This is a genomic window from Anaeromusa sp., from assembly GCF_028691475.1.
Classification (GTDB): Bacteria; Bacillota; Negativicutes; order Anaeromusales; family Anaeromusaceae; genus Anaeromusa.
On sequence record NZ_JAQUZF010000009.1, the window covers coordinates 1 to 25,911 of the forward strand.

The following is a 25,911-nucleotide window of genomic DNA, read 5'->3' on the forward strand; positions in this document are numbered from 1 at the left end:
CTGCGGAGCAATTGGCGCCGCTTTTAATGCATGATAAAAAAGTGGCTGAAGGGACGCTGCACTGGGTGTTGCTGCAGGAAGCTGGAACGGCTTTAGTGACTAAGCAAGTAACTGAGGCGGATGTACTGGCGGCATTATGTTATATTTGCGGTAAATGAAAAACAAAAATACTCTTGGTTGGAGAATTTTCCAAACAAGAGTATTTTTTTATTGCTATTGTGGGAGGAATTTTTCTTTATAAGTGGAATCATTTTAAATGTTCGTAATTATAGTTGTATAAACAACATAGATAAGAAATGGGAGTTGAAGCAAGGGTGACACGGAAGAAAAAGATACTTACAGTCACGGTTCTAGTTGTAGTCGTATTGTCCGCGATCATTGGCTTTCGTATCTACAGCAATATTTCAGCGAATAAAGAGCGCGCGGCCCGCATGGCCCAGGGGAAAATACCCAATGTTACGACTGCTGTAGTTGGACGCCAAAATTTGCAGCCGGTACTGATTTTTTCGGGCAGTTTGGAGCCTGTCTGGAATGCAGACGTATCCGCGAAGGTGGATGGCCGTCTTGATCGCGTGCTCGTAGAAGAAGGCGATCTGGTAGCCGCGGGAACCTTGCTGGCGCAAATGGATACGGCGGAGCTGGAAGCGCAGGTTATTCAGGCGGAAGGAAACCTGTTGTCGAAGAAAGCGGATTTAGAACAGGCGAGGCTGGATTTGCAGCGCATGGAATCTTTGTCGGAACAAGGCGCTGTGTCAGTTTCCTCTTTGGATACGGCTAGGACGAAGCGCGACTTGGCTATCGGCCAGGTACGTTCTTATGAGGGAAGTTTGGCTTTAGCCAAGGCTAAACTGGATCATACTCAGGTCCGGTCTCCTAAGGGCGGTGTAATTACCAAGCGTTTTTTGCAGTCTGGGGGCTATACCAAACTGGGTACAGCTATTGTAACGGTGGCCGATTTAACGTCTCTGCTGGCAAAGGTAACCGTCGGTGAAGCGCAGGTAAGCGATGTTGCAGTGGGGAAGAAAGTGTCTGTGCGGATAGAGGCTTTGGGGAATCAAATCTTTGAGGGAGTTATTGTGCGTGTATCGCCCTCGGCGGCGACGGCTTCCCGGGCCTTTATGGCGGAAATTGAGATTTCGAATCCTACAGGGATCTTGAAGCCGGGCATGTTCGCTAAGGCGGAAGTGACAGGCGCGGCGCACCCCAATGCCTTGGTTGTGCCTGAAAGCGCTTTAGTTATGAGGGAAGACCAAAAAACGGTATATGTGGTTAATGCTGAAAGAAGGGTGCAGCAGCGCTTGTTGAAAACCGGTTATATTGGCGGCGGCTGGGCTGAAATTTTGGAAGGCTTGCAAGAGGGAGAACAAATTGTGGTTTCCGGTCAGAATAAACTGCGTGACGGAGCGAAAATTGACGCAGGCGATAGTGAAGCGGAGGCCGCAAAATGATCGAAACATTTATCAGGCGGCCGGTTTTTACTACCATGCTGGTGTTGTTGCTGGTGGTATTTGGCCTGAGCTCCTATTCCGGCATTGGTTTGGACTTGTACCCGGATGTGGAATTTCCTATTGTTAATGTGACGGTAACCTATACCGGCGCTTCACCGGAGGAAATGGAAACTTTAGTTACCAAGCCAATTGAGGATGCGGTTAGCTCGGTATCCGGCATAAAGACTTTATCTTCTATTTCTAAAACAGGCTCTTCGCAAATCACCTTGGAATTTGAATTTGGCACTGACCCCAAAATGGCGGCCAATGAAGTGCGGGAAAAAGTTGCAGGGGTGCGCAAAAAGCTGCCGGATCAGATTGATGAACCGGTAGTGCAGCGCTTTGACATTAGTGCGCAATCCATTATTTATTTCAGCTTGGCCTCGGATGAACGGCCGCGCCAGGAAATTCGTAAATTGGCGGTAGACATTGTTAAAGACGAGCTGCAGCGGCTGGATGGCGTGGGCGATGTCAATGTATTTGGGTCGACCTTGCGGGAGATTCAACTGCGTATCGATCCGGCCAAAATGGAAGCCTACAATATTACGTATCAGCACCTAGATGAAGCAGTAAATGCGCAAAACATAGACACTCCGGGCGGGCAGGTCAGCGCCAAAAGTTTGGAACTGACCGTGCGTACCCTGGGGAAATACACGTCGGTAGAAGAATTGCGCAATTTGGTGCTGGCTAACCGCGACGGACGTCTCATTCGTGTCGGTGACGTTGTAGAAGTCGTAGACAGCTATGCGGAGGAACGGGGCTTTGCCCATACTAACGGCAAACCTAGCGTCATGGTAGCGGTGCAGAAGCAGTCCGGCTCCAATACGGTTAATGTGGCCGAACGTGCCAAAAAAGCGATGCAAAGCATGCAGGAGCGGGTTCTTCCTAAGGATATTACTGTCACCATTGTACGTGACAGTTCCACCTATATTCGGGACAATGTGGAAGACGTTATGGTCTCGCTTCTTTTTGGCGGCTTTCTGGCGGTTATCATTACCTTTTTGTTTTTGCAGAATGTGCGGGCTACGCTTATTTCGGCCATTGCCATTCCGACGTCCATTATTGCCACCTTCTTTTTGATGAAAGTGATGAATTTTACCCTTAACAATATGTCTTTGATGGGGTTGAGTTTGGCCGTAGGTATTTTGATTGACGATGCCATTGTGGTTATTGAGAACATCTTCCGCCATATGGAAGAAGGTAAGCCTCCCTTGCAGGCGGCCAAAGAAGGAACGCAGGAAATCTCCCTGGCTGTATTGGCGACGACGCTGTCTATTTTAGCTGTGTTCGTGCCTGTGGGCAGCATGGGGGAAGTCGTCGGACAATTTTTTAAGCAGTTTGGTCTGACTGTTGCCTTTGCGGTTACCTTTTCTCTCTTTGTGGCATTTACCCTGACGCCGATGCTCTCCGCGTATTGGCTGAAAGGCCATGGCGGCCGAGAATCGCTGCCTTTTATTCAAAAGGCGCTGGATCTGTGGGAGCAGTCTTTTTTGTGGCTGCGCGACATCTATCGGGAAGTGCTGCGCTGGGCGCTGCAGCGTCCTAAAAAGCTAGTGGCAATCGCCTTTCTATCTTTGTTTATTAACGGTTTGCTGCTGCCTTTTGTAGGCGTTGAGTTTCAACCAAGCTATGATTCGGGCGAGTTTTCCATTAACTTTTCCGCTCCTGCCGGTACGTCTCAGGATCAAATGATTCAGTTGGCGCAGCCCTTGGAGAAAGTGGTGCTGGAGCTGCCAGAATTGCAATCGGCGTTTGTTGTGACTGGGGCTAGGCGCGATCCTATTTATAAGGGTACTATAGGGGTTCGTTTGATACCTGGTTCAGAACGCAACCGTACGATGGATGACATTATGAACGATCTGCGGGTGCAAACCAGAAAAATTAAAGGCCTCAAAGTAGCGGTGGTGACCAATCAGGGGATTGGCCGCGGCGACAGCCGCCCGGTGCAGCTGGGCTTACGCGGACCGGAGCTGGAAGTGCTGAATCAAAAGGCTCAGGAACTGGCCGACATGATCCGGCAACTGCCGGGAACGGCGGATGTTGACATTTCCAGCGAGCAGTACGAACCGCAGATCCATGTAAAACTGGATCCTGCTAAGGCAGGAAGCGTGGGAATTACTGCCGCCACAGCCGGCGATATTATTCAATTGGCTTTTTTGGGAGTTGTAACTAAAAATCAGTATAATGTAGGCGGTAATGATTATGATATCCGTCTGCGGCTGCAGGAAGGACGGCGCGTTAGCTATGATGATGTAGCCAACTTGCGTGTCAGTACAACGGCTAACGGCTCTTTTGTACGCTTGGCGGATATTGCTGACGTAAAAGTCAGCGCAGGACCGACGCAGATTGACCGCGAGTCAAGGCAACGGCAAGTTATTGTGTACGCCAACGCTGTAGGCGTTTCCGCCGGCGAGATTCTCAACCAAGTCAAGGCGTTGATTCCAGATTTGAACCTGCCTTTAGGCTATACCTATAAATTTGTTGGCCAGGCTGACAGTATGAACAGCGCATTTGGACAAATCAGTAAAGCCATTCTCTTAGCTGTTATTTTGATCTACATGGTGCTGGCGGCGGAGTTTGAAAGCTTTGTGCATCCCATGACCATTATGCTGTCCTTGCCGTTTTCGCTGGTAGGCGCCATTTTATCGTTGATGATGACAGGCAAGACGATCAATATGATTTCCTTAATTGGCGCTATCATGCTTATGGGCCTGGTAACGAAGAACGCCATTTTGCTCATTGACTACACGAATCAGCTGCGCCGAGAAGGCTGGGAGATTCGGGAGGCCTTGGTTGAGGCGGGATCGGTGCGTTTGCGCCCGATTCTAATGACCACGATGGCTATGATTTTTGGTATGCTCCCTGTAGCCATGGGAATTGGGGCCGGTGCGGAGATGCGTTCTTCCATGGGGGTTGTTCTTGTTGGCGGTTTGATTACTTCGACGGTGCTGACTTTAGTGGTGGTTCCTTTGGTGTATTTGCTTTTGGAAAGCATGCGTTCCAAGAAACATCAAATGTGATTTCGGAAATTCTTTGTAAAAATTCGACGCCCTTGGCAGGAATGTCTCCAAGGGCGTCGAATTTTTTCTCAACAATGTTATAAGACTATAGCATTTTTAATTTCTCCATACGCCCGAAGAATAATCGTAGAACGTAGGAGATGTGCTTGTGAGAATCAAAGAAATTACGGTTGAATCCTTACAGTCTTCCATGGTGGCGGCTAAGGATGTGTTGGATCCAAACGGGAGGGTGCTTTTAGCGGCTGGTCGTCTGATTACGCCGGATTTGCGTTTGGCGCTGCAGCGATACGGCATTGCCAAAGTGTATGTGCAGCAGCAAGGCCGGGAGAACCAGCGTCTGGCTAGGGTGGAGCCGTTGGTCTCCGGGGCGGCGCGCATACGTCTAATGCGCAAGGTGCGCAGAGTGTTCCGGGCTTTTGCAGCAGAGAGCTCTGAGCTCGATATGAAACAGCTCCAAGAGCTGTCGTATGCCGTGGCGGATGAATTGGTCAGGCGCTCCCACTTATTGTTGGTCTTGGATGATTTGTCTTATGTGACAAATTATCTTTATGCGCATAGTGTGCAAGTAGGCTTGATTTCTATGGCGCTGGGGCTGGCGTTGGGCCTTTCGCGGCAGGAAATGGCTATTTTGGGCATGGGCGGATTTTTGCATGATTTGGGAAAGTTGACGGTTCCAGTCCATGTTTTAAACAAAGAGGGAAAGTTCAACCGGGAAGAATTTCTTCAAATACAGGGGCATGCTGCAGCAGGCTACCGGCTGTTGCGCAAGGAGCAGGAGTTGGATACCCGCGTGATGCTGATCGCGCTGCAGCATCATGAGCGTTATGACGGCAGCGGTTATCCTTGGGCCATTACCGGAGAAAATATGCATCGCTTGTCTGCGATTGTGGCTGTGGCCGATGTCTATGATGCTTTAACGACCGACAGAATTTACCGGAAACGCCTGAGCATTCGTGAGGCTATGGCGATTATTGGCAGCGGCGAAGGCAGACTTTTTGCTCCAGAGGCGGTGCAGGCGCTGAAGAAGCTGGTTATTCCCTACGGATTGGGGGAAACCGTGAACTTGAGTGATGGTCGTCGAGGCGTGGTGGCTATGCTCAACAGCACGAACTGGGCGCTGCCTGTAGTGCGTATAGCTGACGGCTGGCTGGACTTGCTGGAGGAAACGCAGGTGCGTATTGTACATACGGAGCAGGGTAGTTGATAGAAAATCACGCAGAGCTAAAACATAAGCTCTGCGTTTTTTGCTAGGTGTAGACAGGATTTTATCAGTATGTGTACAATATAATACATATTAGCCTTTTTCGGAAGCTGCTGGTTTTCGTGAAAGGCCAACTAGCGGGATATAGGAGAAGGAACATGGAGAAGCAGCAAAATTTGGAAGAAACATTGCAGGCGTTTCGTCAGGGAGACGTGTCCCTGGAAGAAATGTTGACGGTGTGCCGTCAGCTTCCGTATGAGGACTTGGGATTTGCTAAATTGGATCATCATCGCGCGGTTCGTCAAGGATTTCCAGAAGTGGTTTTTTGCGAAGGAAAGACGGTGGCGCAGGTGCGGCGCATCATGGAGCGGCTGGCTGCTAAAAACGCCAATATTCTTGGTACCCGGGCCAATTGGGAGATGTATGAGGCCGTTAGGGAGGTTTTGCCGCAAGCGGCGTATCATGAAGAACCTCGGCTTATTTGCTTGGAACGGGCGGCTCTGCCTAAGGATGAGAAACGGCGTATTGCAGTTCTCAGCGCCGGTACCAGTGATATCCCTGTGGCGGAGGAAGCGGCTTTGACGGCTGAAATTATGGGGAATCGCGTCGAACGGATTTTTGATGTCGGCGTAGCCGGCATTCATCGGCTTTTGGCGCAGCAGCAGATATTGCAGGAGGCCAATGTGTTGGTAGTCGTGGCCGGCATGGAAGGGGCCTTAGCCAGTGTAGTGGGGGGCTTAGTGAACAAACCGGTTGTTGCTGTGCCTACAAGCGTAGGCTATGGCGCCAATTTTGGCGGCTTGTCGGCTTTGTTGTGCATGCTGAACAGCTGCGCCGCCGGCGTGGCTGTTGTCAATATTGATAATGGTTTTGGCGCAGGTCGCCTGGCCAGCATGATCAATCATATGCGATGAATACAATAGGCATACGCAGTGCGGGAGGAATAGGCATGAAAGTTTTATATTTGGATTGTTTTTCCGGAATTAGCGGGAATATGTTTCTCGGGGGATTAGTGGCGTTGGGGTTGCCGGAAACGGAGCTGCGCAGCATGCTGGCTTCGTTGAAGGTAGAGGGATTTTCTTTGGATGTGGAGGCGGTGCAAAAAAAGGGGATTGCGGCTACTCATTTGGATGTGCGCCTGCATCACCATGATCACGAGCACCATCACCACCAGCAAGAGCAGCCCCATGGACATGCAGGCGGACATAGCCAGCATGGTCATGCTGCGGCAGAAGATAAAGCATTGGAGCCGCATCACCATCATCATGAACATCGGCATCTGCCAGAAATTGCGGCATTGCTGCAAGCAGCGCCTTTGCCGCCGGCAGTGCGAGAACGCAGTTTGGCGGTATTTCATCGTTTAGCCGAGGTGGAAGCCAAGGTGCATGGCACAACGCCGGATAAGGTTCATTTTCACGAAGTAGGGGCGGTGGATGCCATTGTCGACATTGTCGGCACGGTATATGGCTTATATTATTTGGGGATCGAAAAGATATACGCGTCAAAGGTTTACACAGGCAGTGGTTTTGTAGAGTGCGCCCATGGACGCATGCCGGTGCCGGCGCCGGCGACGGCGGAATTGCTTTGCGGTATTCCACAGGCGCAAGGAGAAATAGCGCGAGAGTTGACAACCCCTACCGGCGCGGCCTTGCTGGCGGAACTGAGTGCTGGCTTTGGCGCGCAGCCGGAGGGCTTTCTTTGCGAGCGTATAGCCTATGGCGCCGGCGGCTGGGATTTACCGCAGCCGAATGTATTGCGTCTTTGTCTGGGAACGTTGGCGGAGGAAACTGGCAGGGAGGACGTTGTTTTACTGGAAGCCAATCTTGACGATTTAAGCCCCCAAATTACGGCCTACAGTGCGGAGATGCTGCTAAAAAGCGGTGCCTTAGATGTATGGACGACGCCGGTCATTATGAAAAAAGGCCGCAGCGGCGTGGTGCTGTCGGCGCTCTGCTTGCCGGATAAGCAAGCGGAGCTGGAAGCTGTTTTCTTTCAAGAAACTTCTACCTTAGGCGTGCGGGCGACACAGCTGAAACGGCGCATTCAGGCAAGAGTCTTTCGGGAAGTAGAAACTCCTTGGGGGAAGGTGCGTATGAAACTGGGCGAAGACAATGCTATGCCTGAGTATGAAGATTGCAAGAAACTGGCGCAAGAGCAGGGGATTTCCCTGAAAAAAGTGCAAATGGCGGCTTGGCGGGCGTTTGGCTTGCTGGAATGTTGAAAAAAACTTTCTTTTGCAGTCTGCGGAGGCGGAGAAGGTTTTGGGAGAGCAGGATTGTAAGGTAGGTGCAACGAACTTTAGTATATAGTGTAGTGCTAAGGAAGGCATAAGGCGCACAATATGATACGCAGCACTTTGGATGAGTGTTTTGCAGAAGGGGAAGAAAGATGGCTTCGAAAAATAGCCGGTATTATGTGCTGGAAGATTTACGGCCAGGAATGGTTGTTGCCAAAGAGGTGCTGAGTCCGACGGATCAGGTTATTTTATCGGAAGGAACGGAACTGACGGATAAATTAATTGCGGGCCTGCGCTTCTGGGAGATAAAGATGGTGGCGATTCGGATGTCATCTGAATCGCTTTCTCGCGAAAAAACAGCTCAGCCTAAAGGGGCGGCGCAAAAGCAATTTTTTGGCGAATATGAAGCCGTATCAGAAGAAGTAGCGCAGCAATTTGACCAGATTCGGCAGACACAGGAAGTGCCGTTGCCGGAATTGAAGGCGTTTGTACAAAACCATTTGTTGCAGATGGTTAATGCCGTTGGCGTCGTGAATCATCTACATATGTTGCAGCAAGCAGGAGGACCGCTTTTTCAGCATGCTATGAATGTGGCCATGATCTGCGGCGTAATCGGGCGCTGGCTTGACTTAGGGCACAAGGAGCTGCAGGAACTGGTGCTGGCTGGCTTGTTGCATGATATCGGCAAGGTGCAACTGCCGGAAGAATATCAGGACATGGCGGAGCCAAGCGATCCGGCGCAGGCGGCGTTATATCGGCGTCATACTTTTTATGGCTACCAACTGTTAAAAAAATGTCCGGGAATTCCTGAAAATGTAAAATTTGCTGTTTTTCAACATCACGAGAAAATGGATGGGTCCGGCTATCCCTTGGGTTTGTACGGCCCGCAAATTCACCCGGTGGCGCGTATTGTTTCGGTGGCCAATCTTTACGATCGGCGTACGGCTGGACAGGATGAAACAAGCCGTATGTCGCCGTTTGCGGTGGCGGAAATGATGCTGGAGGAGATGTTTGGAACCTTGGATCCGGCAACTTGCTTAGTATTCTTGAATAATGTTAGAGACTATTTTACCGGCAATGTGGTGGAGCTGAGTGATGGCAGGGTGGCGGAAGTGGTTCATCCAGGACGGTTTATGGCTACAAGGCCTATGGTGAGAACCATGGACGGTTTGTTTATTGATCTGGAAAAGGAGCGCGGCTTGCGGATTTTGAATTTCGTACAAGCCTAGGAAGTGATCTTGTCAGCATTTGCCGATGATGGTAAGATTAGATAACATTAATCATTGGAGAGTTAGATTATGCGAACTATGTATCGGCGCGTTGGGCTGCTACTGTTTTTAGTAGCAGCCATATCTGCGTTTGTGCTCTATTGGACTGTAGATGCCAACACGCTGCAGTCTTTGGGGCAGTTCCGTCCAGCTTCGCTTTTGTTGGTAGCGGCTCTTTCTGTCGGTGGACTTTATTTTGATGCAGCTCGGTTGGTGCGGCTGACGGCTATTGCCGGAGGCAGAACCGTGACCATGCGTGAAGCCTATCAAGTCGTTTTTGGGAATTATTTCTTGGCTATGCTGACGCCAGGCGCTGCAGGCGGGGCTTTTGCCCAGGTATTGTTTTTGCGACGCGCCGGCGTGCCTACCGGTAAGGCTACTATTTTGGTTTTAGTGCGGACCTTGCTGTCAATTTTGGTATTGTTTTTATTTGCACCCCTTGTTTTTTTGTTTGACGGCGATGTGCTGCCAGGACTTTCGCAAGGAGTGCTGCTGGCTGGTTCGCTTGCTTTACTGCTAAGCATGCTGGCGATGCCTGTTTTCTTTCGCACGTCCCTGCCAGATATGCTGGTGTTGCTGTTGGTCCGGCGGTTGCGCCGCGCTAGACGCAGGCGTCTGGTGAATTTGTACAAGGATGTGCGCAACGCTGTGCAGCTGCTGGGCGCGGCTCCAGGGCAGATGCTGCTGGTGCTGCTGCAGTCGGCAGCCAGCTTGTTTTTGCTGTACGCTTTGGTTCCTGCTTTGCTTTGGGGGCTGGGCGGAAGCGGCGATTTTTTAACGATTATGGGCCGTATGGTTTTGCTTAATATTTTGCTTTATGTGGCGCCGACTCCGGGAGGGGCCGGCATTGCCGAAGGCGGTTTCGTACTGCTGCTCCAGTCCTTGGCTGCGCCGGGAACGGTGGGGGTGGCGGCTTTGGTTTGGCGCGTGGCGGCTGAATATATACCCTTTGGGTTGGGCGCAATAGCGGTGGTTCAGACGTTTGGACGCGATTTTATGCGAAAGATTCAATCCGCCTGAAAAGGCAGATTGCTTAGCATTACACACCCGGGAGGTTGAAGATGAAACAGATATTAGTGACCGGCGGAGCCGGTTTTATTGGGTCGCATTTGACGCCGCAACTGCTGGCGGCCGGTTGGAAGGTTACCGTGCTGGATGATTTATCCAGCGGCAATCGTGCGTATGTGCCGATGGAAGCTGATTTTATAGAGCAGGATGTGCGCGATCCAGGTGCGCTGGCGCAAGTGTTTGCGTCTAATGATTTTGAGGCGGTAGTTCATTTTGCCGCGCAGACCATGGTGCCTGTTTCCTTGGCAAAGCCTGTGTATGATTGTGAATTGAATGTGGTGGCAACGGTGGAATTATTGGAGCAGTGCCGTGTTCATGGTGTGCGTAAAGTAGTATTTGCCTCTTCGGCGGCAGTGTACGGAGATAATCAAAATCTGCCTCTTCGCGAAACAGAACAGACGGCGCCCATGTCTTTTTATGGACTTAGCAAGCATACGGTGGAACGCTATTTGGAATTGTACCATCAACTGCACGGCCTGGAATATGCGGCGCTGCGTTTTGCCAACGTTTATGGCGAACGCCAGGGAGACGGCGGCGAAGGCGGCGTTGTCAGCATTTTTACCCGTTTACTGCGCCAAGGATGTTCGTTGCAGCTATTCGGCGATGGCAAGCAGACGAGAGATTTTGTTTACGCCGGAGATGTGGCGGCTGCAGTGGCTGCTTCTTTGGCCTCGCAAGTACCTTCCGGCACGTATAATGTCAGTACTGGAAAACAAACGTCCCTGTTGGAATTGATTGAAACGATGAGTCGTATTTCCGGCGCAAAGCCCCAAGTGGTACTGGATCAACCTAGAGCCGGGGATATATTGCATTCAGCACTGGATTCCAGTCGTTTGCAACAGTATTCTGGCTGGCGGCCGCAGATGCCGCTGGAAGAAGGTTTGAGACGAACCTATGGAGCCGTTGGCTGAAGAAAGATTGCAGTAGGAGGATGAAATAGTTGCAACAGCGTTGGATAATAGTTACGTTGCTGTGTTTGATTTTATTCTTTTTCCAGCTAGGCTCGCTGCCTTTGATGGATCCAGATGAACCGGTATACGCGCAAACAGCGAAGGAAATGCTGGCGGCGGGAGATTGGCTTTCCCCCCGCATTTTTGGCGAAGTCTGGTTTGATAAGCCGCCTATGTACTATTGGTTGGTGGCGGGAGTCACGATGCTATTGGGACCTACGGAATGGGCGGCGCGCTTGCCTGCGGCGGCTATGGCGCTGGGGACGGTTTGGCTTGTGTACGCCTTTATGAAGAATCGCTTCGGAAGCGCTAGCGCGGCAGCTTCCGCGGTGGTGCTGGCGACGAGCTTGGAATTCTTTTATTTGGCTAAAGGCGCTGTAACCGATAGTACGCTGACGTTTTTTCTGACGGCATGCTTATTGGCTTATTGGGAAAAACGAATCATGCTGGCCTATGTGCTGGCGGCGCTGGCTACCTTAACCAAGGGGCCAGTGGGTCTGTTGTTTCCTGGTGCAATTTTGCTGTTGGAGCTACTAAGCCGAGGCGATTGGCGAGGCTTTATCAAGTTGCAGCTGCCTAAAGGTTTGCTGGTATATGCGGCAGTCGCTTTGCCTTGGTATATAGCCATGTATGCAGTTCATGGACAAGTGTTTGTTGATACTTTTTTGGGCATGCATAATGTGACGCGCTTTACTTCTGCGGAACATGATGTGTCTAACGTGTGGACGTATTTTGTGCCTGTTTTGATTCTGGGCTTTTTTCCTTGGGTTACCCTGCTGCCGCAGACGGTATGGCTTGCGTGGAAAGAGGCGCAGTATGAGCGCCGGACGTTAAGGTTTTTGCTCCTTTGGGCGGCTTTTATCTTCATCTTTTTTACAATTGCCAAAACGAAATTGGTATCCTATATTTTGCCCATGTTCCCGCCTTTAGCCATGCTGGTGGGGTGGCGCTTAAGCCGTCTGTGGGTGCGGCCAGTGAAGCAGCGGGCCTGGGCGATTGCTTGCGGCGCTTTGCATGGCTTGTTGGGGGCAGGACTGATCTATGGTCAGACGTTGATGCCGGCATTGGCTTGGGGAGCGTTCCTTGCAGCCGGAATTTTACTTGTTACCGGGGCTGGAGCTTCTTGGCAGATTTGGCGAGGCGGATACCAAAGAGCTTGGGTGACCTTGGCTGCTGGCGCCAGCGCCTTTTTGCTGACTTTGGTGTTGGTGCTGCTGCCTTTGGCGGCGCCGCAGTTTACCGCCAAGGAAATCGCCGAAGATTTTAAGGCGAACTATGATGGTGCGTCTTCTGTTTATGTTATTAAATTTTTGCGTCCAGGTTTTGTGTATTATACCGATGCTTCTACCGAGGAGGTCGGCACTACTTTGTTCCACAACAAGGTGGATACGCGGGCGGTTTTGCAGCAAATGGTGTCTCGCCAGGAGCGAGCTTATTTTGTGCTGCGCCTTTCCGACTATCGGTTGTTATCGGAAGCGGAGCAAAAAAAATTGACTGTATTATCGACTCGTTATGAGGTGCTGCTGCTTTTGAAAGAGGGAGCGTTATGATGAACCGGAACTGGCTGGCTGTCCTTACGGCAGTGTTGGCGCTGGTCTTCTTTTTGCTATACAACCAGGTGCTGCCTGTAACCGACCCGGTAGAGGCCAATTATGCGCTGACCGCAAGAGAGATGCTGGAAAGCGGGGATTGGCTTTCGCCGCGTATTTATGGCGCATATTGGTTTGATAAGCCGGTTATGACGTATTGGCTTCTGGCTTCTTCTTTTGCTGCTTTTGGGTTGAATGAATGGGCGGCCCGGCTGCCTGGCGCTGTTTTTGCGGCGCTGGGGGTCGGTTATGCCTGCTGGCTTTCTTTAGAGACTGGCGCGAATAAGAAACGGGCGCTTTTGACAGCCTTGGTGCTGGCAACTTCACTGGAATATTGGGTTTTGGCGCGATTGGTCTTGACAGATGCTGTTCTTTTTTTCTTTTCCGCCGTTACCATGGGCCAGGCGTATTTGGGTCTAAGCCGTGATCAAAGCCACTATTGGCTGACGGCGTATGCCGCGTCGGCGCTGGCAGTTTTGACTAAAGGTCCTGTCGGCTTAGTGCTGCCCGGCTTATTGCTTCTTGCCTATGTGCTGGCGTGCCGGGATTGGCGCCTCTTGAAGCGTTTTCGCTGGGGCTGGGGCCTGGTTGCTTTTTTGCTGCTTGTCGGTCCTTGGTATGTCTGGATGCTGATGCAGCATGGAGAACAGTTTGTTACTACTTTTCTGGGCTTGCACAACGTGACGCGGGCAACGGTGTCCGAGCATCCTGATGACAATGTGTTTTATTACTATTTGGTTTTATATCCTGTGAGCTTGCTTCCTTGGAGCGGCTTGCTGCTTGCTTCTTTGCTGAAGAGGAGAGCTGCGGTACTACAAGGAGGATTGTCTCGGTACTTATGGGTTTGGCTGGGCGGAACGTTGCTGTTTTACACCCTGATGGCGACAAAGTATCCGACCTATGTTTTTCCCGCATTATTTCCAGGAGCTATGCTGGCGGCCGGGCAATTGGAGCAAATGCTGCAAGGGCGCTGTTCCTTATGGTGGCTGACGGCGCCGGCCGCTCTTTTGTGGCTGCTTTTGGGAGAAACGCTGCGCAACATTCCTGCGGCCGCGCCAACAGAGGTTGTTTGGCCGCCAGTGGCGGTGTTGCTCTTAGTACTGGCGCTGTTACAGTGGAAAAGGCGTCGGCAATGGCTTGTAGCCTGGGTGGTAGCCGGCATTTTTGCAGGGGCTTGCGGTTTCTTGTCCCAGGGGGCGGCGCTAATTTCCGAGAGGCGTTCTTTTGTTGCGTTGGCGGATGCTATTCCACAGGCGCCAGCTCTTGTAGGGGCTTACGGGGATTATCCGACTTCGGCTGTTTTTTACAGCGGCCGCATCGCCTATCGTTTGGAAGAGGGGGAAGCAGGGCAGGAGCCATGGCAGGGAAAATATACTATGCCCCGCTTGAAGACGGAAGAGTTTCTGCGTATAGGTGAAAAGGAAGCTATTTACCTTCTTGTAAAACAGAAACATCAGGAAGAAATGGCAAAAGATGGACGATTCAAGGAGTTTCAACTGCTTAAATCAGCTCCAGCTGGAGCTGTATACATGAAGAACCCAGAAAAAGCTCCCCGGTAATGTTGATTTTTTGTTATAATAAAGAAGATGTGCCTGTGAGGATTTTTGCTGTACAAAATTGTAAAGTAAGAAACCTAATGGGGCAGGCTGCATCCAAAGAGACTGTTTGGAGGGAAAATTCATGGCGTTACAGATCAACAAACGATACTGCAAAGGCTGTGGTATCTGCGTGGCGTTCTGTCCCAAGCAAGTGCTGGAACTGGACGAAGTGGGCAAAGTGTATGCAAAGCAGCCGGAGGCTTGTATTAGCTGCGGCCAGTGCGAACTGCGCTGCCCGGATTATGCGATATTTGTGGTGAAAGAGGAGGCGGGAAAATAAGATGGCCAAAGCAAGACTGATTCAAGGCAACCAGGCCTGCGCTGAAGGCGCTCTCGCCGCCGGCGTCACTTTTTTTGCGGGATATCCCATTACGCCCAGTACGGAAGTAATGGAAATTCTCGCCGAAGAACTGCCCAAACGAGGCGGTAAATTTCTGCAGATGGAAGACGAAATCGCCAGCATGGGCGCTGTTTGCGGCGCATCCTTGACCGGCGTCAAAGCCATCACCGCTACCAGCGGCCCCGGTTTTTCCTTAAAGCAAGAACTTATCGGCTACGCCGCCATGGCGGAACTGCCAGTGGTGATCGTTAACGTGCAGCGCTCCGGTCCTAGTACCGGGCTTCCCACCTCGCCGGCTCAAGGCGATGTCATGCAGTCCCGCTGGGGCACCCATGGGGACCATGGCATTCTCGTACTTTCTCCGGCGTCGGTCAAAGAATCTTATGAAGTGATGATTAAAGCCGTCAACTTTGCCGAGAAATTCCGCACCCCGGTTATCTTCCTGCTCGACGAAGTCATCGGCCATATGCGCGAACGCGTCGAATTGCCCGAAGAAGGCAGCTGCGAAATCATTGACCGCAAAGTGCCTACCGGCGCTCCTGCGGACTACCTGGCGTATAAACCGGAAGCCGACGGCGTACCGCCTATGGCTCCCTTTGGCAGCGGCTACCGCTACCATGTAACCGGCCTGATGCATGGCTACAACGGCCTGCCTAACAGCACCGCCGCTATGACTACCGAAGTCATCGATCGCATGCACACCAAGCTGGAACAGGCGAAAGAAGAAATCACCCTTTATACGGAATACGAAATGGCGGACGCCGAACACGTCGTCATCGCTTACGGCGGCACTGCCCGCTCGGCCATTGCCGCTGTGAAAGCCGCTCGCGCCAAAGGCATCAAGGCCGGCCTCTTAAAACTCATCACCATCTGGCCCTTCCCGGGCGACGTCGTGCAAAAAGCCGCCGCCAAGGCCAAGACCGTAATCGTACCGGAAATGAACTACGGTCAGCTCATCGGTGAAGTCGAACGCTACGTTGGTCGGGATAAAGTCCGCGGCGTCAACCGTTTCGACGGCACCATCCTGACACCGGACGAAATTTTAGCCGCTCTTGTAGAGGCAACTGGAGGTGCGAACTAATGGCAGACATTCAAAAATACCTGCGCCAAACCGCGCTGCCGCACATCTGGTGCCCCGGCTGCGGCCACGGCATTCTTCTGGCAGCCATCCTGCGGGCCATTGACGCTCAGGGGCTGGACCAGGATAAAACCGTCATCGTTTCCGGCATCGGCTGCTCCTCTCGGGCCTCCGGCTACATGGACTTTAACACCGTCCATACCGCTCATGGTCGGGCGCTGCCTTTTGCCACCGGTATCAAAATGGCTAACCCTGAGCTCAACGTCATCGTCATTACCGGCGACGGCGATGCTACCGCCATCGGCGGCAACCACTTCATTCACGCCGCGCGGCGCAATATTGATCTCACCACCATTATTTTCGACAACAACATTTACGGCATGACCGGCGGCCAATCTTCGCCGCTCACGCCCCAGAACAGCCGCTCCACCACGGCGCCCTTCGGACACATTGAGCGCTCCTTTGATATCGCCAAACTGTCCGTCGCCGCTGGCGCCACTTATGTGGCCAGGGGTACCTCGTTCCATGCGAAGATGCTCACCGACCTTATTGCCAAAGGCATTGCCAATAAAGGCTTCTCCGTGATTGACGCCATTTCCGGCTGTCCCACTAGCTTCGGACGTAAAAACAAAATGGCGCAGCCTTCGAAAATGCTCGAATGGCAGCGCGATCACGCCGTTACCGTCCAAGCGGCGGCCAAACTTTCGGCGGAACAACTGGCCGATAAATTCCTCATCGGCGAACTGCATCAGGAAGTAGCGCCGGAATTTACCGACGAATACGCCAAAGTTGTGGAACGCCTGAAAGGAGGCCGTGCATAATGTGGCAGATTAGCTTAAGCGGCACCGGCGGCCAAGGCCTCATCCTCGCCGGCATCATTCTGGCGGAAGCCGCCATCATCGACGGCAAAGAAGCCGTGCAGACCCAGTCCTACGGACCGGAAGCCCGCGGCGGCTCCAGCAAGGCGGAAGTCATCATTGCTGACGCCCCGATCGACTATCCTAAAGTCACCAAGGCGGACCTGATGCTCTCCATGAGCCAGGCTGCTTGCGACAAATACATCTCCGTCCTCAAAGACGGCGGCATGCTTATGCTGGATAGCACCTTTGTGCAAGACGTGCCAAAAGTAGACGCCAAGATTCTTTCGCTGCCCATTACCAAGACAGCCAAAGAAGAGCTGGGTCACGCCATGTTCGCCAACATCATCGCCTTAGGGGCGCTGGTAGGCGCGACTAACATGGTTACCGAAGCCGCCTTGACCGAAGCCGTCTTGGACCGCATTCCCAAAGGTACCGAAGAGAAGAACCAGAAGGCTCTTTCTCTGGGCTTGGCCTTGGGTAAAGCGCATCATCAATAAGCTGAACTAAAGAAGGAGCTGCTAGGAACAGGCTGAGGCCAGTTTCTAGCAGCTCCTTTTAAATTTCGCACTTTGGCGGTTGCGCAATAACGGGGACATTGTGAACGAACCGCGAAACGCACGAAAGACGCGAAAGGAGATTTCAAGCCTAGGAATTTCTTCCTAAACGGCGGTATAACTGTATTTGAGACAAGCTTTTCGCGCGCCTCGCCAAAGCGGGAAACGACGGCAGTTCCGTGAACTCGCTGCGCTCAGACATACGGAACTTTACTCCGTCGTCTCCTATTTTTGCGTCCTGCGGACCGTCTTGCTCCAATAAAAGTCTCAAATACAGTCACAGCCGCCGCAACCTCGGTTATTCCCTCAATTTAATCCTCTAGCTTTTCTCTGCGTTCTTCTTTTCATAAGAAAAAATCCAGGGAGCCCTAGGTGGGCTTCCTGGATTTTTTAGAGAGTTTACTTGCGGTCGATTTCGTCGGCAAGGATCTCCGCTACGTGCTTGACGCGAATGTTCGGAGCCTGCTTGTCGAGGCCGCCTTGAATCTGCATCATGCAGGCGGGGCAGCCGACAGCGACAATTTCAGCGCCGCTGTTCTTGATGTTATCCACTTTGTTTTTGAGGATAGGCATGGAAATTTCCGTGTACTTGACACCGAAAGCGCCGGCCATGCCGCAGCACTTGTCGCAGTCTTTCATTTCGACAAATTCATAATCCTTAGCGGCGTCCAGAAGCTGGCGCTGCTCTTTGTAGATGCCCAGACCACGGCGCATGTGGCAAGAATCGTGGTAAGTAACCTTGGTAGCGCCGTTTTTCTTGTTGAGGCGGCCTTGGGCGGCGTAAAGGGGAGCAACGAACTGAGCGAATTCCTGAACCTTGTGGGCAAGTTTTTCCGCCCGAGCCAGCCAAGCCGGATCGTCGGCGAAAATGCTGAGATAGGTTTCATGCCAGGTTTCGGCGCAAGTGGGGCAGCCGAAGATCAAGACATCGGCATCCACTTTTTCAAAGGCTTCAATATTGCGCTTGGCAATGTTTTTGCCTGTGTCGCGGTCTCCCATGCCGAGGACCGGTTTGCCGCAGCAGCTTTGGTCCATGGGGAAGACGACTTCCATATTCAGATCTTGAAGTACTTTGACAATGGCTTCGCCAGTTTCGGGGAAGACAAAGTCGATGTTGCAGCCAGCAAAGAAGGCTATTTTCTTGACCGGCTTGTCGATTTTTTTGGTAATTTTCGCTACGCGGTCGCGGAACGGTGCATCAGCGATAGCCGGCAGGCTGCGATCCTTGGCCATACCCGAAAGGAAGAGCGGCAAATGGCGGATGACGCGGCCGCTTTGGAACGGCTTTTGGCCGATGGAGGCCATACGCAGCATCGTGTGGAACACCTTGCGGTTGGAAAGGACGTTTTCAAAGACGACCTTGGCGGCAAAGGGGAGGCCGTGTTCTTTGACCGCCCGCGCCCGCAGTTCGTCAATCAGGCCAGGAATGTTGATTTTGCCGGGGCAGACTTCCACGCATTTACGGCAGCCGATACACATTTCATTAATGTGCTCGAAATCTTTCATGCCATGGAGGAAGGCTGTCAAAATGGCGCCGATGCCGCCGGCGTAAATGTGGCCGAACACGTGGCCGCCTACGACGGTGTAAACCGGGCAGACATTGAGGCAGGAGGCGCAGCGCAGACAGTTGAAGCTTTCTTTGAGTACCGGATCTTTGGCAGCTTTCAGGCGGCCGTTATCCAGCAGAATGTAGTGTACTTCGCGTTCTTCTTCCACCCATTTGCCGTCAGGACCTTTGACCATCAGAGGGGTCACGCCGTCTACCAAGGTCATATAGCTGGTCATCAGCTGACCGGTGGCGTTACGGGGGAGCATGCGCATGATGTAGGACGCATCTTGAATAGTGGGAATCAGCTTTTCGTAGCCGATAACAACCACATGGATTTTAGGCAGAGTCGTAACAATGCGGGCGTTGCCTTCGTTAGTTACGAGGCCGATTGCGCCGTTTTCGGCAATGCCGAAGTTAGCGCCGGAAATACCCATGTCTGCCTGGACAAATTCCTGGCGCAGGTTCAGACGGGCTTCCTGTACCATGTAAGGGATATCTACAGGGATTTCTTTGTGCAGCTCTTGGCTGAAATACTCAGCGCATTGCTGGCGGCTCAAGTGAATCGCAGGCATAACCATGTGGGAAGGGCGATGTCCGGCAATGCCGATGATCCATTCGCCAAGGTCGGTTTCCTTTACATGGAGGCCAGCCTCTTCCAGGGCATGGTTCAAATGAATTTCTTCGGTAGCCATGGATTTGGACTTGGCAATGCGTTTGATGCCTTTTTTCTGACACAGGTCAATCAGATATTTTTTTAGGTCGTCGCCGTCTTTGGCCCGGTAGACTTTTACGCCGCGCTTCGTGGCTTCGGCTTCAAACTTATCGGTAATGGCTTCCAGATTGGCAACGGTGTTGATTTTCATTTGACGGAAGCTTTCACGCAGAGAGTCTAAATCCTCTACGTTTTCATATGCTTTGGCGCGAGCTGTAGGATAGGCTTCGGCAAAACGGCCCAAGGCGCCGCGCAGCACTTCGTCATTGAGCTTTTCTTCAATCTCTTTGCGCAGGTTACGATCTTGTGTTGATTCCATTAGTTTGCACCTCCGGGCATTTCATCTACTGCGATGACGACAAAGCGGCTGGGGCCGTGAACGCCGATGGTCAAGACGCGTTCAATATCAGACGTACGGCTGGGGCCGGTGATGAAACCGGTGAAGCCGTGATGAAATACTTTAGAAAGAATTTCAAAAGCTTCAGAAATACCAGGCACTACATGACTGGCAGGTAAAAATACTACATGCAAAGGAGGGAGCATGGTGACGACACGGCTTTCGTAAGCATAGCCGTCGTAACAGACGCTACCACTTTCGGCAATGGCGAATTCTACCGTGGAAATGCCAAGATCAGCGGTTTCCACATGTTCGGCAATGTCGGCAGCTTCTGTATATACAGTAACATTCTGCTGCTGCAATTTTTCTAGGGCGCCGGAAGCGTCTACATAGGCGCTGTGGATGGCGACGACTTTTTTTGCATTTACGTCGGCAGCCAATTTGGCGATAATTTCCTGCGCCTCGGCGGCTGTTTTGACATGAAACATTTCGGTACCTACATTTTTAGCGCGGGTTTCAAATTCGGCAAAATGTTCTTGGCCCACTTTGCCTGCTGGAAAATGCTCTTTCCAGTTCTCGCATACTCGTTTCATTGTGTCACTCCCTCATAAAATAAATAAAATAAATAAACCACTATGACATGTTTCGCAATAAATACGAAAAATCCTGCTGGTCATGTAAGAAAAATCTTACAAGATAAAAAAAAAAGTCTGACGTGTTAGGAATAAGAGCTCTTTATAAAGGTAGTTTGGGTGGCTGCTTGCTGTAAGAGAGCAAAAAAATCCTGTGTATTATAAAGAAAGAGGCAGGAGTTTTTTGCAGGACAGGGAATTAAATATAAATGTATTTTTGAACAGTAAAAGAACATACGGATTTGGGAATAGGTGCGCTTATGCTTAATAGGGAAGTTTGGTGCAATGCCAACGCGGTCCCGCCACTGTAACGGGGAGTTTCTTTTCTGAGCGTGTATACGCTGCCACTGGGCAACCGGGAAGGCGAAGAGAATCGAAGAACCGGAGTCAGGAGACCTGCCTGTTCTAACACACGCCGTTATGACCTACGGAAGATAGGCAGGTGGGTGAGCTCATTATTTTTGGTTTTGGGAAAATCAATTAGGATGCTGCAAAACCCCCTGCGTAAGGGGGTTTTCTTATTGCGAAAACGCATGCGAAGCGGCAGGACTACAGGCACATGCGCTGCTGCGGCCTTGAAGGCGGCGCTTTTGGCATGGCGAGGAGAAATGACGGCGCAGGTGGCTGTGCAGACGCCGCAAGGAAGCTGGCTGCAGGTTCCGGTGGAAGAAGCGTCGGCCAGGGAGCAGGGCGGACGCGCCGTTGTGCGCAAGGATGCGGGAGACGATCCTGACATTACCCATGGCGCGCTTCTTGTGGCGGAGGTAGTCTTGCAGCCGGGAGCGGGCTGGACGCTAATTGCTGGACCAGGCATAGGTACTGTAACCAAGCCGGGGCTGGCCATAGCGCCGGGAGAACCGGCCATTAACCCTGGACCGCGGCGCATGTTGGCGCTGGTATTGGAGGAACTGCTGCCGGAGGGGATGCGGGCGGCAGTAACGCTGTCCATTCCCGGCGGCGAAGAGCTGGCCAAACGAACCTTGAATCCTTCGCTGGGAATTTGCGGCGGTCTTTCCATTATTGGCACTACCGGCATTGTCGAGCCGATGTCGGAAGAGGCTTTTAAAAACTCCCTGGCGCCGCAGCTACGCGTGGCTCAAGCGCAGGGATTTGAGAGCGTAGTGCTGGTACCGGGAAGGATTGGGCAGGATGCGGCGATCTTAAAATATGGGCTGCCTGAAGAGAGCGTAGTGCAAATGAGTAATTTTGTAGGATTCATGCTGACAAAAGCGGCGGAATTCGGGCTGAAGAAAGTGTTGCTTTTCGGTCACCTGGGGAAATTGGCCAAAGTAGCTGCCGGTATTTTTCATACCCATAACCGTATGGCGGATGCCCGTATGGAGACGCTGGCGGCCTATGCGGCATTGCTGGGAGCTTCTCAGGAGACGGTGAAGAATATTTTAGAGGCTGCGACAACTGAGGGAGCTATGCCTCATATTGCTGCTGCCGGGTTGGGAGAAAAGCTGTATCCGCTGCTGGCGGCTAAAGCCAGCGAACGGGCGCGGCGTCATGTGTTCGGCGATCTGGAAGTGGGTACGGTGATTGTGACGCTGCAAGGAGAGCTTTTGGGCATGGATCAAGACGCAAAGAAGATAGGAGACGCGATGGGATGGAACATCAGATCCTTGTAGTGGGCATTGGTCCGGGCAGCCGCGAGTACATGCTGCCAGCCGCCTGGGAGGCTATTGCTACGGCCAAGACACTTGTCGGCGGCAGGCGGGCCTTGGAAACGCTGGCGCCGCCGGAAGCGAAGCGGCGGGTGGTTGATGCGGATATTGAGGGGCTTTTGAATTATATTGAAGAAGAAAGCCGGCAGGGACAAGTAGTGGTCATGGTATCCGGAGACCCTGGCTTTTACAGCCTGCTGCCGGCGTTAAGGCGTCGTTTTCCCAGAGAGCGCTTGCAGGTCATTCCGGGCATCAGTTCAGTGCAGCTGGCTTTCGCCAGAGTGGCGGAACCCTGGCAGGATGCGAGCCTGCTTAGCTTTCACGGCAGGGAAATCGCGGATGAAGTGTTGCTGTATCGTTCAGGTCGGATGCTTTCTTTTCTTACGGATCGTTTGCATCGGCCCAAGGAAATTGCCGAGCGGCTTTTACAGTTGGGCTGGCCGGAGACGACATTATGCTGGCAATGCGAGTCCTTGTCGTATTCGGCAGAACGCGTGGAGCGGTCGACGCTGGCGAAAGCAGCGCAGCAAGAAGGCTTTGCACACGCCATTTTTATTGTTAAGGCGGCCACGGGCGGCGAGGAGGAGTTTGCATGAAACGACATCATTACGGCTTGCCCGATGAAGCCTTTGTGCGCGGCGATATTCCTATGACCAAGAAGGAAGTGCGAATGCTGGCGCTCCTGCAGGCGCACATTGAAGAAGACAGCTGTGTGGTAGATATCGGCGCGGGTACCGGCTCCTTTGCGGTGGAGGCGGCGCTGGCGGCGCCGAAGGGACAGGTTTTTGCTATTGAACGTGTGCCCGAAGGAGTGGCTCTCATTAAAGCCAACCGACAGCGCCAGGGACTGCGTAATTTGCAAGTGCTTCAAGGGGAAGCGCCGGGAGCGCTGCAAGAGGTGCCTCCTTGCGACGTAGTCTTTATCGGCGGCTCCGGCGGACACTTGGCAGAGATTTTAAATGGCTGCGATCGACTGCTGAAGCCTGGCGGCAGGCTGGTGCTGACGGCGGTTACGGCGGAAACCCTGCAGGAAGCCTTGTCTTTGTGTGAAGGGCGTCCAGGCTACGGCGCATTGGAAGCTTTTGGCGTACAAGCAACGAGATTGCGTAAGGCAGGGCGCAGCCATTTGTTTCAAGCCTTGAACCAAGTGTTTATCATCGCTTGCCAGAAGAAGGAGGAGTAAACTTGCAATCATCCTTAGTAGGAACTTTCTACGGCATCGGCGTCGGTCCAGGCGATCCGGAGCTGTTAACATTGAAGGCGGCGCGGCTGCTGCGGGAAGCGGATATTATTTGTTTGCCCAAATCCAAAGAAGGTGCGGACAGCGTAGCTAAACAGGTGGCGGGGCCGCATTTAAGCGCTAAAGCCCGTCTAGTTGAGATTTCCATGCCCATGGTTCGCGATGCCGCCCTGTTGGAAGAACAGTGGCAAAAAGGAGCCGCAGAGATTGCCGGCTTTTTGCGCCAGGGCTTGTCGGTGGCCTTTATTACCATCGGCGATTCCATGCTGTACAGCACCTATACGTATTTGATGGCCCGCGTAAGGCGTCTGCTGCCGGACGCTCCCATTGAATGCGTGCCTGGAGTTACTTCTTTTTCAGCAGCGGCGGCCTATTTGCAAGAAGCGCTGGCGGAAGGCGCGGAAAAGCTGGCCATTGTGCCTGCTATTGAGGATCCAGAGGAAATTCGCGAGGTATTGGGGCGTTTTCCTAATGCAGTTTTGATGAAGGTAGCCGGAAAATATGACGCCATCGTAACTGTTTTGGAAGAATTGCAGCTTTTGGACAAGGCAGTTTTGATTAGCCGCCTTGGGTATCCGGAACAGAGAATTTGTCATGATTTAGCTTCCTTGCGAGGACAGAAGCTGGATTATTTATCTTTGATATTGGTAAAACAGGAGGGTTTTCAAACATGGCCAGTGTGATTCAATTTGTCGGAGCCGGACCGGGAGATCCGGAGTTAATTACGGTGAAGGGAAAACGCCTTTTGGAAGCGGCGGACGTCATTGTTTATGCCGGTTCTTTGGTTAATCCGGCGCTTCTTGGCTATGCTAAGGAAGGCGCGGAAATTTTCAACAGCGCTTCCATGACGCTGCAGGAAGTGTTGGATGTCATGGTGCCTGCGGCGCAAGCCGGGCGAGAAGTAGTGCGTCTGCATACGGGAGATCCCAGCATTTACGGAGCCATTCAAGAGCAAATGGACGCTTTGGACGGCGTAGGCGTATCTTATGAAGTGGTACCTGGGGTCAGCTCCTTTTTGGCAACCGCGGCGGCGCTAAAACAGGAATATACGCTGCCGGATGTGTCCCAGACTGTCATTGTTACGCGCATGGAAGGACGCACCCCTGTCCCGCAGAAAGAAAAGCTGGCTAGTTTGGCCAGTCACCAGGCGACTATGTGCATTTTCCTCAGTGTCCATATGATACAAGATGTGGTGGATGAACTCATTGCCGGCGGTTATGCGCCGGAAACGCCGATTGCTGTGGTACAGCGGGCTTCTTGGCCGGATCAGCGCATCCTGCGGGGCCGGCTGAATGACATTGCCGCCAAAGCGGCGGAAGAAGGCGTGGATCGTACCGCCATGATCGTCGTAGGGCATTGCCTGGATAAGGAGTATGAATTGTCCCGGCTGTATGCGCCGGAATTTGGACATATGTTCCGCGAGGCGAAAAAATGAAACTGGCCTTTTTGGCCGTAACTGCCAAGGGGGCGCGGTTGGCGGTAAAACTGGCGCAAGCGCTGCCTGCGGCGCAGGTGGAAGTTTACGCTAAACATGCTGAGCCGGAGGAGCGGGAGCTTTGCCTTCCCTTAGATTCTTTGGCGGAGACGGTGAAACTTCGTTTTGCCGACTGCGACGGTTTGGTGTTCTTTATGGCTTTGGGCATTGTGGTGCGCATGGTAGGGCCGCTGCTTGCCGACAAGCGGCGCGATCCGGCTGTGGTGGCCGTAGATGACGGAAGCCATTTTGCGATCAGCGTTCTTTCCGGGCATATTGGCGGCGCTAATGAGTTGACGCAGCAGGTAGCGGAGGCTCTTGAGGCTGTGCCGGTCATTACAACGGCTACCGATGTGGCCGGCGCAGTCGCGGCGGATGTGCTGGCGGTCAAGCTGGGACTGAAGCTGGAACCGTTTGGGGAAATGAAATATATCAATGCCGCTTTAGCGGCGGGAAAGCCTGTATCGTTTTTATTGGATGAGACGCTGCCTCAGGCCGCAACATGGCGGGAGCGGGCGGCAGAGTTGGGCGTGGATTTCCAGCCTTTGAGCGCCTGGCAAGACGGCGGCGAATGTTTGGTGATTCTCAGCGATTGCTGGCAGCCGGACTTAACGGCGCATACGGCGCATGTGCTTTATTTACGCCCGCCCAGCCTTTTGGTAGGCATGGGCTGCCGTAAAGGCGCCTCGCCAGAGTTAATTGAGCAGGCGGCGCAAGAAGCGCTGGCGGCAAAGGGGTATTCTGTGGCCAGCGTGGCCTCCTTGGGCAGCGCCTGGCTTAAGGCGGAGGAACCAGGCTTGCGGGCTTTAGCTGCAGCTTGGAAGATTCCCTTTATTTGCTATGAAAAAGAGTCCTTAGCCCAAGCGGTCAAGGAGTATCAATTAGAGCAATCAAATTTTGTATCTCAACAGATTGGAGTTGGAAATGTATGCGAAGCAGCCGCATGGCTACAGAATCAGTACAAACAGGGGGAACTAGTCATCCCCAAAACCAAACGAGGACCGGTAACGGTGGCGGTGGTGCGGGGCGGGTTATCGTCGTAGGTATTGGC

General features: G+C 52.5%; 22 protein-coding genes and 1 riboswitch. Of the genes, 20 read left to right on the forward strand and 2 right to left on the reverse strand.

What is annotated here, in order from left to right:
- Positions 1-314: 314 nt before the first annotated feature.
- The 14 genes from PHF27_RS02620 (at position 315) to PHF27_RS02685 (ending at position 17,192) form a co-directional block, all read left to right on the forward strand.
- Positions 315-1,448, forward strand: coding sequence for an efflux RND transporter periplasmic adaptor subunit (locus PHF27_RS02620; protein WP_300065628.1), 1,134 nt, complete (start codon positions 315-317; stop codon positions 1,446-1,448).
- The gene (locus tag PHF27_RS02625) at positions 1,445-4,507 is read left to right on the forward strand and encodes an efflux RND transporter permease subunit (RefSeq protein WP_300065630.1); all 3,063 of its coding nucleotides are present in this window, start codon (positions 1,445-1,447) and stop codon (positions 4,505-4,507) included. Before PHF27_RS02620 ends, PHF27_RS02625 begins: the two co-directional genes overlap by 4 nt.
- Before the next feature lie 148 nt (positions 4,508-4,655).
- The gene (locus PHF27_RS02630; protein ID WP_300065632.1) at positions 4,656-5,711 is read left to right on the forward strand and encodes an HD-GYP domain-containing protein; all 1,056 of its coding nucleotides are present in this window, start codon (positions 4,656-4,658) and stop codon (positions 5,709-5,711) included.
- A 155-nt stretch (positions 5,712-5,866) separates the two neighbouring features.
- Positions 5,867-6,622, forward strand: coding sequence for a nickel pincer cofactor biosynthesis protein LarB (gene larB, locus PHF27_RS02635; protein ID WP_300065634.1), 756 nt, complete (start codon positions 5,867-5,869; stop codon positions 6,620-6,622).
- 35 nt (positions 6,623-6,657) lie between these two features.
- Entirely contained in the window at positions 6,658-7,929 is a 1,272-nt protein-coding gene (gene larC, locus PHF27_RS02640; RefSeq protein WP_300065636.1) for a nickel pincer cofactor biosynthesis protein LarC, read from the forward strand.
- 167 nt (positions 7,930-8,096) lie between these two features.
- Positions 8,097-9,173 (forward strand): HD domain-containing phosphohydrolase, encoded by a 1,077-nt coding sequence (locus PHF27_RS02645; RefSeq protein ID WP_300065638.1) that lies wholly within the window; start codon positions 8,097-8,099, stop codon positions 9,171-9,173.
- A 69-nt stretch (positions 9,174-9,242) separates the two neighbouring features.
- A complete protein-coding gene (locus tag PHF27_RS02650) occupies positions 9,243-10,232 on the forward strand; it encodes a lysylphosphatidylglycerol synthase transmembrane domain-containing protein (RefSeq protein ID WP_300065640.1) in 990 nt (329 codons plus the stop codon).
- 41 nt (positions 10,233-10,273) lie between these two features.
- On the forward strand, positions 10,274-11,191 hold the full coding sequence (locus PHF27_RS02655; protein WP_300065642.1) for an NAD-dependent epimerase/dehydratase family protein: 918 nt from the start codon (positions 10,274-10,276) through the stop codon (positions 11,189-11,191).
- Positions 11,192-11,220: 29 nt separating this feature from the next.
- On the forward strand, positions 11,221-12,780 hold the full coding sequence (locus PHF27_RS02660; protein ID WP_300065644.1) for a glycosyltransferase family 39 protein: 1,560 nt from the start codon (positions 11,221-11,223) through the stop codon (positions 12,778-12,780).
- Positions 12,777-14,378, forward strand: coding sequence for a glycosyltransferase family 39 protein (locus PHF27_RS02665; RefSeq protein WP_300065646.1), 1,602 nt, complete (start codon positions 12,777-12,779; stop codon positions 14,376-14,378). The genes PHF27_RS02660 and PHF27_RS02665 overlap by 4 nt, the downstream gene beginning before the upstream one ends.
- Positions 14,379-14,499: 121 nt before the next feature.
- Positions 14,500-14,697, forward strand: coding sequence for a 4Fe-4S binding protein (locus tag PHF27_RS02670; RefSeq protein ID WP_300065648.1), 198 nt, complete (start codon positions 14,500-14,502; stop codon positions 14,695-14,697).
- 1 nt (position 14,698) lies between these two features.
- Entirely contained in the window at positions 14,699-15,838 is a 1,140-nt protein-coding gene (locus PHF27_RS02675; protein WP_300065650.1) for a 2-oxoacid:acceptor oxidoreductase subunit alpha, read from the forward strand.
- Positions 15,838-16,656 (forward strand): 2-oxoacid:ferredoxin oxidoreductase subunit beta, encoded by an 819-nt coding sequence (locus tag PHF27_RS02680; RefSeq protein ID WP_300065652.1) that lies wholly within the window; start codon positions 15,838-15,840, stop codon positions 16,654-16,656. Before PHF27_RS02675 ends, PHF27_RS02680 begins: the two co-directional genes overlap by 1 nt.
- Positions 16,656-17,192: a 2-oxoacid:acceptor oxidoreductase family protein gene (locus PHF27_RS02685; protein WP_018703446.1), complete on the forward strand. Its 537-nt coding sequence runs from the start codon at positions 16,656-16,658 to the stop codon at positions 17,190-17,192. Before PHF27_RS02680 ends, PHF27_RS02685 begins: the two co-directional genes overlap by 1 nt.
- Before the next feature lie 456 nt (positions 17,193-17,648).
- Here PHF27_RS02685 and ldhH read toward each other — a convergent pair whose 3' ends face one another.
- A complete protein-coding gene (gene ldhH / locus PHF27_RS02690; protein ID WP_300065655.1) occupies positions 17,649-19,829 on the reverse strand; it encodes an L-lactate dehydrogenase (quinone) large subunit LdhH in 2,181 nt (726 codons plus the stop codon).
- A complete protein-coding gene (locus tag PHF27_RS02695; RefSeq protein WP_300065657.1) occupies positions 19,829-20,440 on the reverse strand; it encodes an LUD domain-containing protein in 612 nt (203 codons plus the stop codon). The genes ldhH and PHF27_RS02695 overlap by 1 nt, the downstream gene beginning before the upstream one ends.
- Positions 20,441-20,712: 272 nt before the next feature.
- Positions 20,713-20,898: riboswitch (cobalamin riboswitch) on the forward strand.
- A 102-nt stretch (positions 20,899-21,000) separates the two neighbouring features.
- On the opposite strand from PHF27_RS02695, the gene cbiD reads away from it, so the two are divergent.
- From cbiD to PHF27_RS02725, 6 genes are read left to right on the forward strand one after another with little or no spacing between them, the layout of a single operon-like run.
- On the forward strand, positions 21,001-22,110 hold the full coding sequence (gene cbiD, locus PHF27_RS02700; RefSeq protein ID WP_300065659.1) for a cobalt-precorrin-5B (C(1))-methyltransferase CbiD: 1,110 nt from the start codon (positions 21,001-21,003) through the stop codon (positions 22,108-22,110).
- Positions 22,089-22,742 (forward strand): precorrin-6y C5,15-methyltransferase (decarboxylating) subunit CbiE, encoded by a 654-nt coding sequence (gene cbiE / locus PHF27_RS02705; RefSeq protein ID WP_300065661.1) that lies wholly within the window; start codon positions 22,089-22,091, stop codon positions 22,740-22,742. The genes cbiD and cbiE overlap by 22 nt, the downstream gene beginning before the upstream one ends.
- Positions 22,739-23,329, forward strand: a complete 591-nt coding sequence (gene cbiT, locus PHF27_RS02710) for a precorrin-6Y C5,15-methyltransferase (decarboxylating) subunit CbiT (protein WP_300065663.1) — start codon at positions 22,739-22,741, stop codon at positions 23,327-23,329. The genes cbiE and cbiT overlap by 4 nt, the downstream gene beginning before the upstream one ends.
- Positions 23,330-23,331: 2 nt before the next feature.
- Positions 23,332-24,069 (forward strand): precorrin-2 C(20)-methyltransferase, encoded by a 738-nt coding sequence (cobI, locus tag PHF27_RS02715; RefSeq protein ID WP_300065665.1) that lies wholly within the window; start codon positions 23,332-23,334, stop codon positions 24,067-24,069.
- Positions 24,057-24,821: a precorrin-4 C(11)-methyltransferase gene (gene cobM, locus PHF27_RS02720; RefSeq protein ID WP_300065667.1), complete on the forward strand. Its 765-nt coding sequence runs from the start codon at positions 24,057-24,059 to the stop codon at positions 24,819-24,821. Before cobI ends, cobM begins: the two co-directional genes overlap by 13 nt.
- Complete coding sequence (locus PHF27_RS02725; RefSeq protein WP_300065669.1) at positions 24,818-25,903, forward strand: cobalamin biosynthesis protein; 1,086 nt, start codon at positions 24,818-24,820, stop codon at positions 25,901-25,903. The genes cobM and PHF27_RS02725 overlap by 4 nt, the downstream gene beginning before the upstream one ends.
- The last annotated feature ends 8 nt before the right edge of the window (positions 25,904-25,911 follow it).

Excerpts from the sequence above, each read along its gene's own strand:
- PHF27_RS02625 (WP_300065630.1), top strand. The coding sequence starts at position 1,445 with ATGATCGAAACATTTATCAGGCGGCCGGTTTTTACTACCATGCTGGTG.
- larB (WP_300065634.1), top strand. The coding sequence starts at position 5,867 with ATGGAGAAGCAGCAAAATTTGGAAGAAACATTGCAGGCGTTTCGTCAG.
- larC (WP_300065636.1), top strand. The coding sequence starts at position 6,658 with ATGAAAGTTTTATATTTGGATTGTTTTTCCGGAATTAGCGGGAATATG.
- PHF27_RS02645 (WP_300065638.1), top strand. The coding sequence starts at position 8,097 with ATGGCTTCGAAAAATAGCCGGTATTATGTGCTGGAAGATTTACGGCCA.
- PHF27_RS02650 (WP_300065640.1), top strand. The coding sequence starts at position 9,243 with ATGCGAACTATGTATCGGCGCGTTGGGCTGCTACTGTTTTTAGTAGCA.
- PHF27_RS02655 (WP_300065642.1), top strand. The coding sequence starts at position 10,274 with ATGAAACAGATATTAGTGACCGGCGGAGCCGGTTTTATTGGGTCGCAT.
- PHF27_RS02665 (WP_300065646.1), top strand. The coding sequence starts at position 12,777 with ATGATGAACCGGAACTGGCTGGCTGTCCTTACGGCAGTGTTGGCGCTG.
- PHF27_RS02670 (WP_300065648.1), top strand. The coding sequence starts at position 14,500 with ATGGCGTTACAGATCAACAAACGATACTGCAAAGGCTGTGGTATCTGC.
- PHF27_RS02675 (WP_300065650.1), top strand. The coding sequence starts at position 14,699 with ATGGCCAAAGCAAGACTGATTCAAGGCAACCAGGCCTGCGCTGAAGGC.
- PHF27_RS02680 (WP_300065652.1), top strand. The coding sequence starts at position 15,838 with ATGGCAGACATTCAAAAATACCTGCGCCAAACCGCGCTGCCGCACATC.
- PHF27_RS02685 (WP_018703446.1), top strand. The coding sequence starts at position 16,656 with ATGTGGCAGATTAGCTTAAGCGGCACCGGCGGCCAAGGCCTCATCCTC.
- ldhH (WP_300065655.1), bottom strand. The coding sequence starts at position 19,829 with ATGGAATCAACACAAGATCGTAACCTGCGCAAAGAGATTGAAGAAAAG.
- PHF27_RS02695 (WP_300065657.1), bottom strand. The coding sequence starts at position 20,440 with ATGAAACGAGTATGCGAGAACTGGAAAGAGCATTTTCCAGCAGGCAAA.
- cbiE (WP_300065661.1), top strand. The coding sequence starts at position 22,089 with ATGGAACATCAGATCCTTGTAGTGGGCATTGGTCCGGGCAGCCGCGAG.
- cbiT (WP_300065663.1), top strand. The coding sequence starts at position 22,739 with ATGAAACGACATCATTACGGCTTGCCCGATGAAGCCTTTGTGCGCGGC.
- cobM (WP_300065667.1), top strand. The coding sequence starts at position 24,057 with ATGGCCAGTGTGATTCAATTTGTCGGAGCCGGACCGGGAGATCCGGAG.
- PHF27_RS02725 (WP_300065669.1), top strand. The coding sequence starts at position 24,818 with ATGAAACTGGCCTTTTTGGCCGTAACTGCCAAGGGGGCGCGGTTGGCG.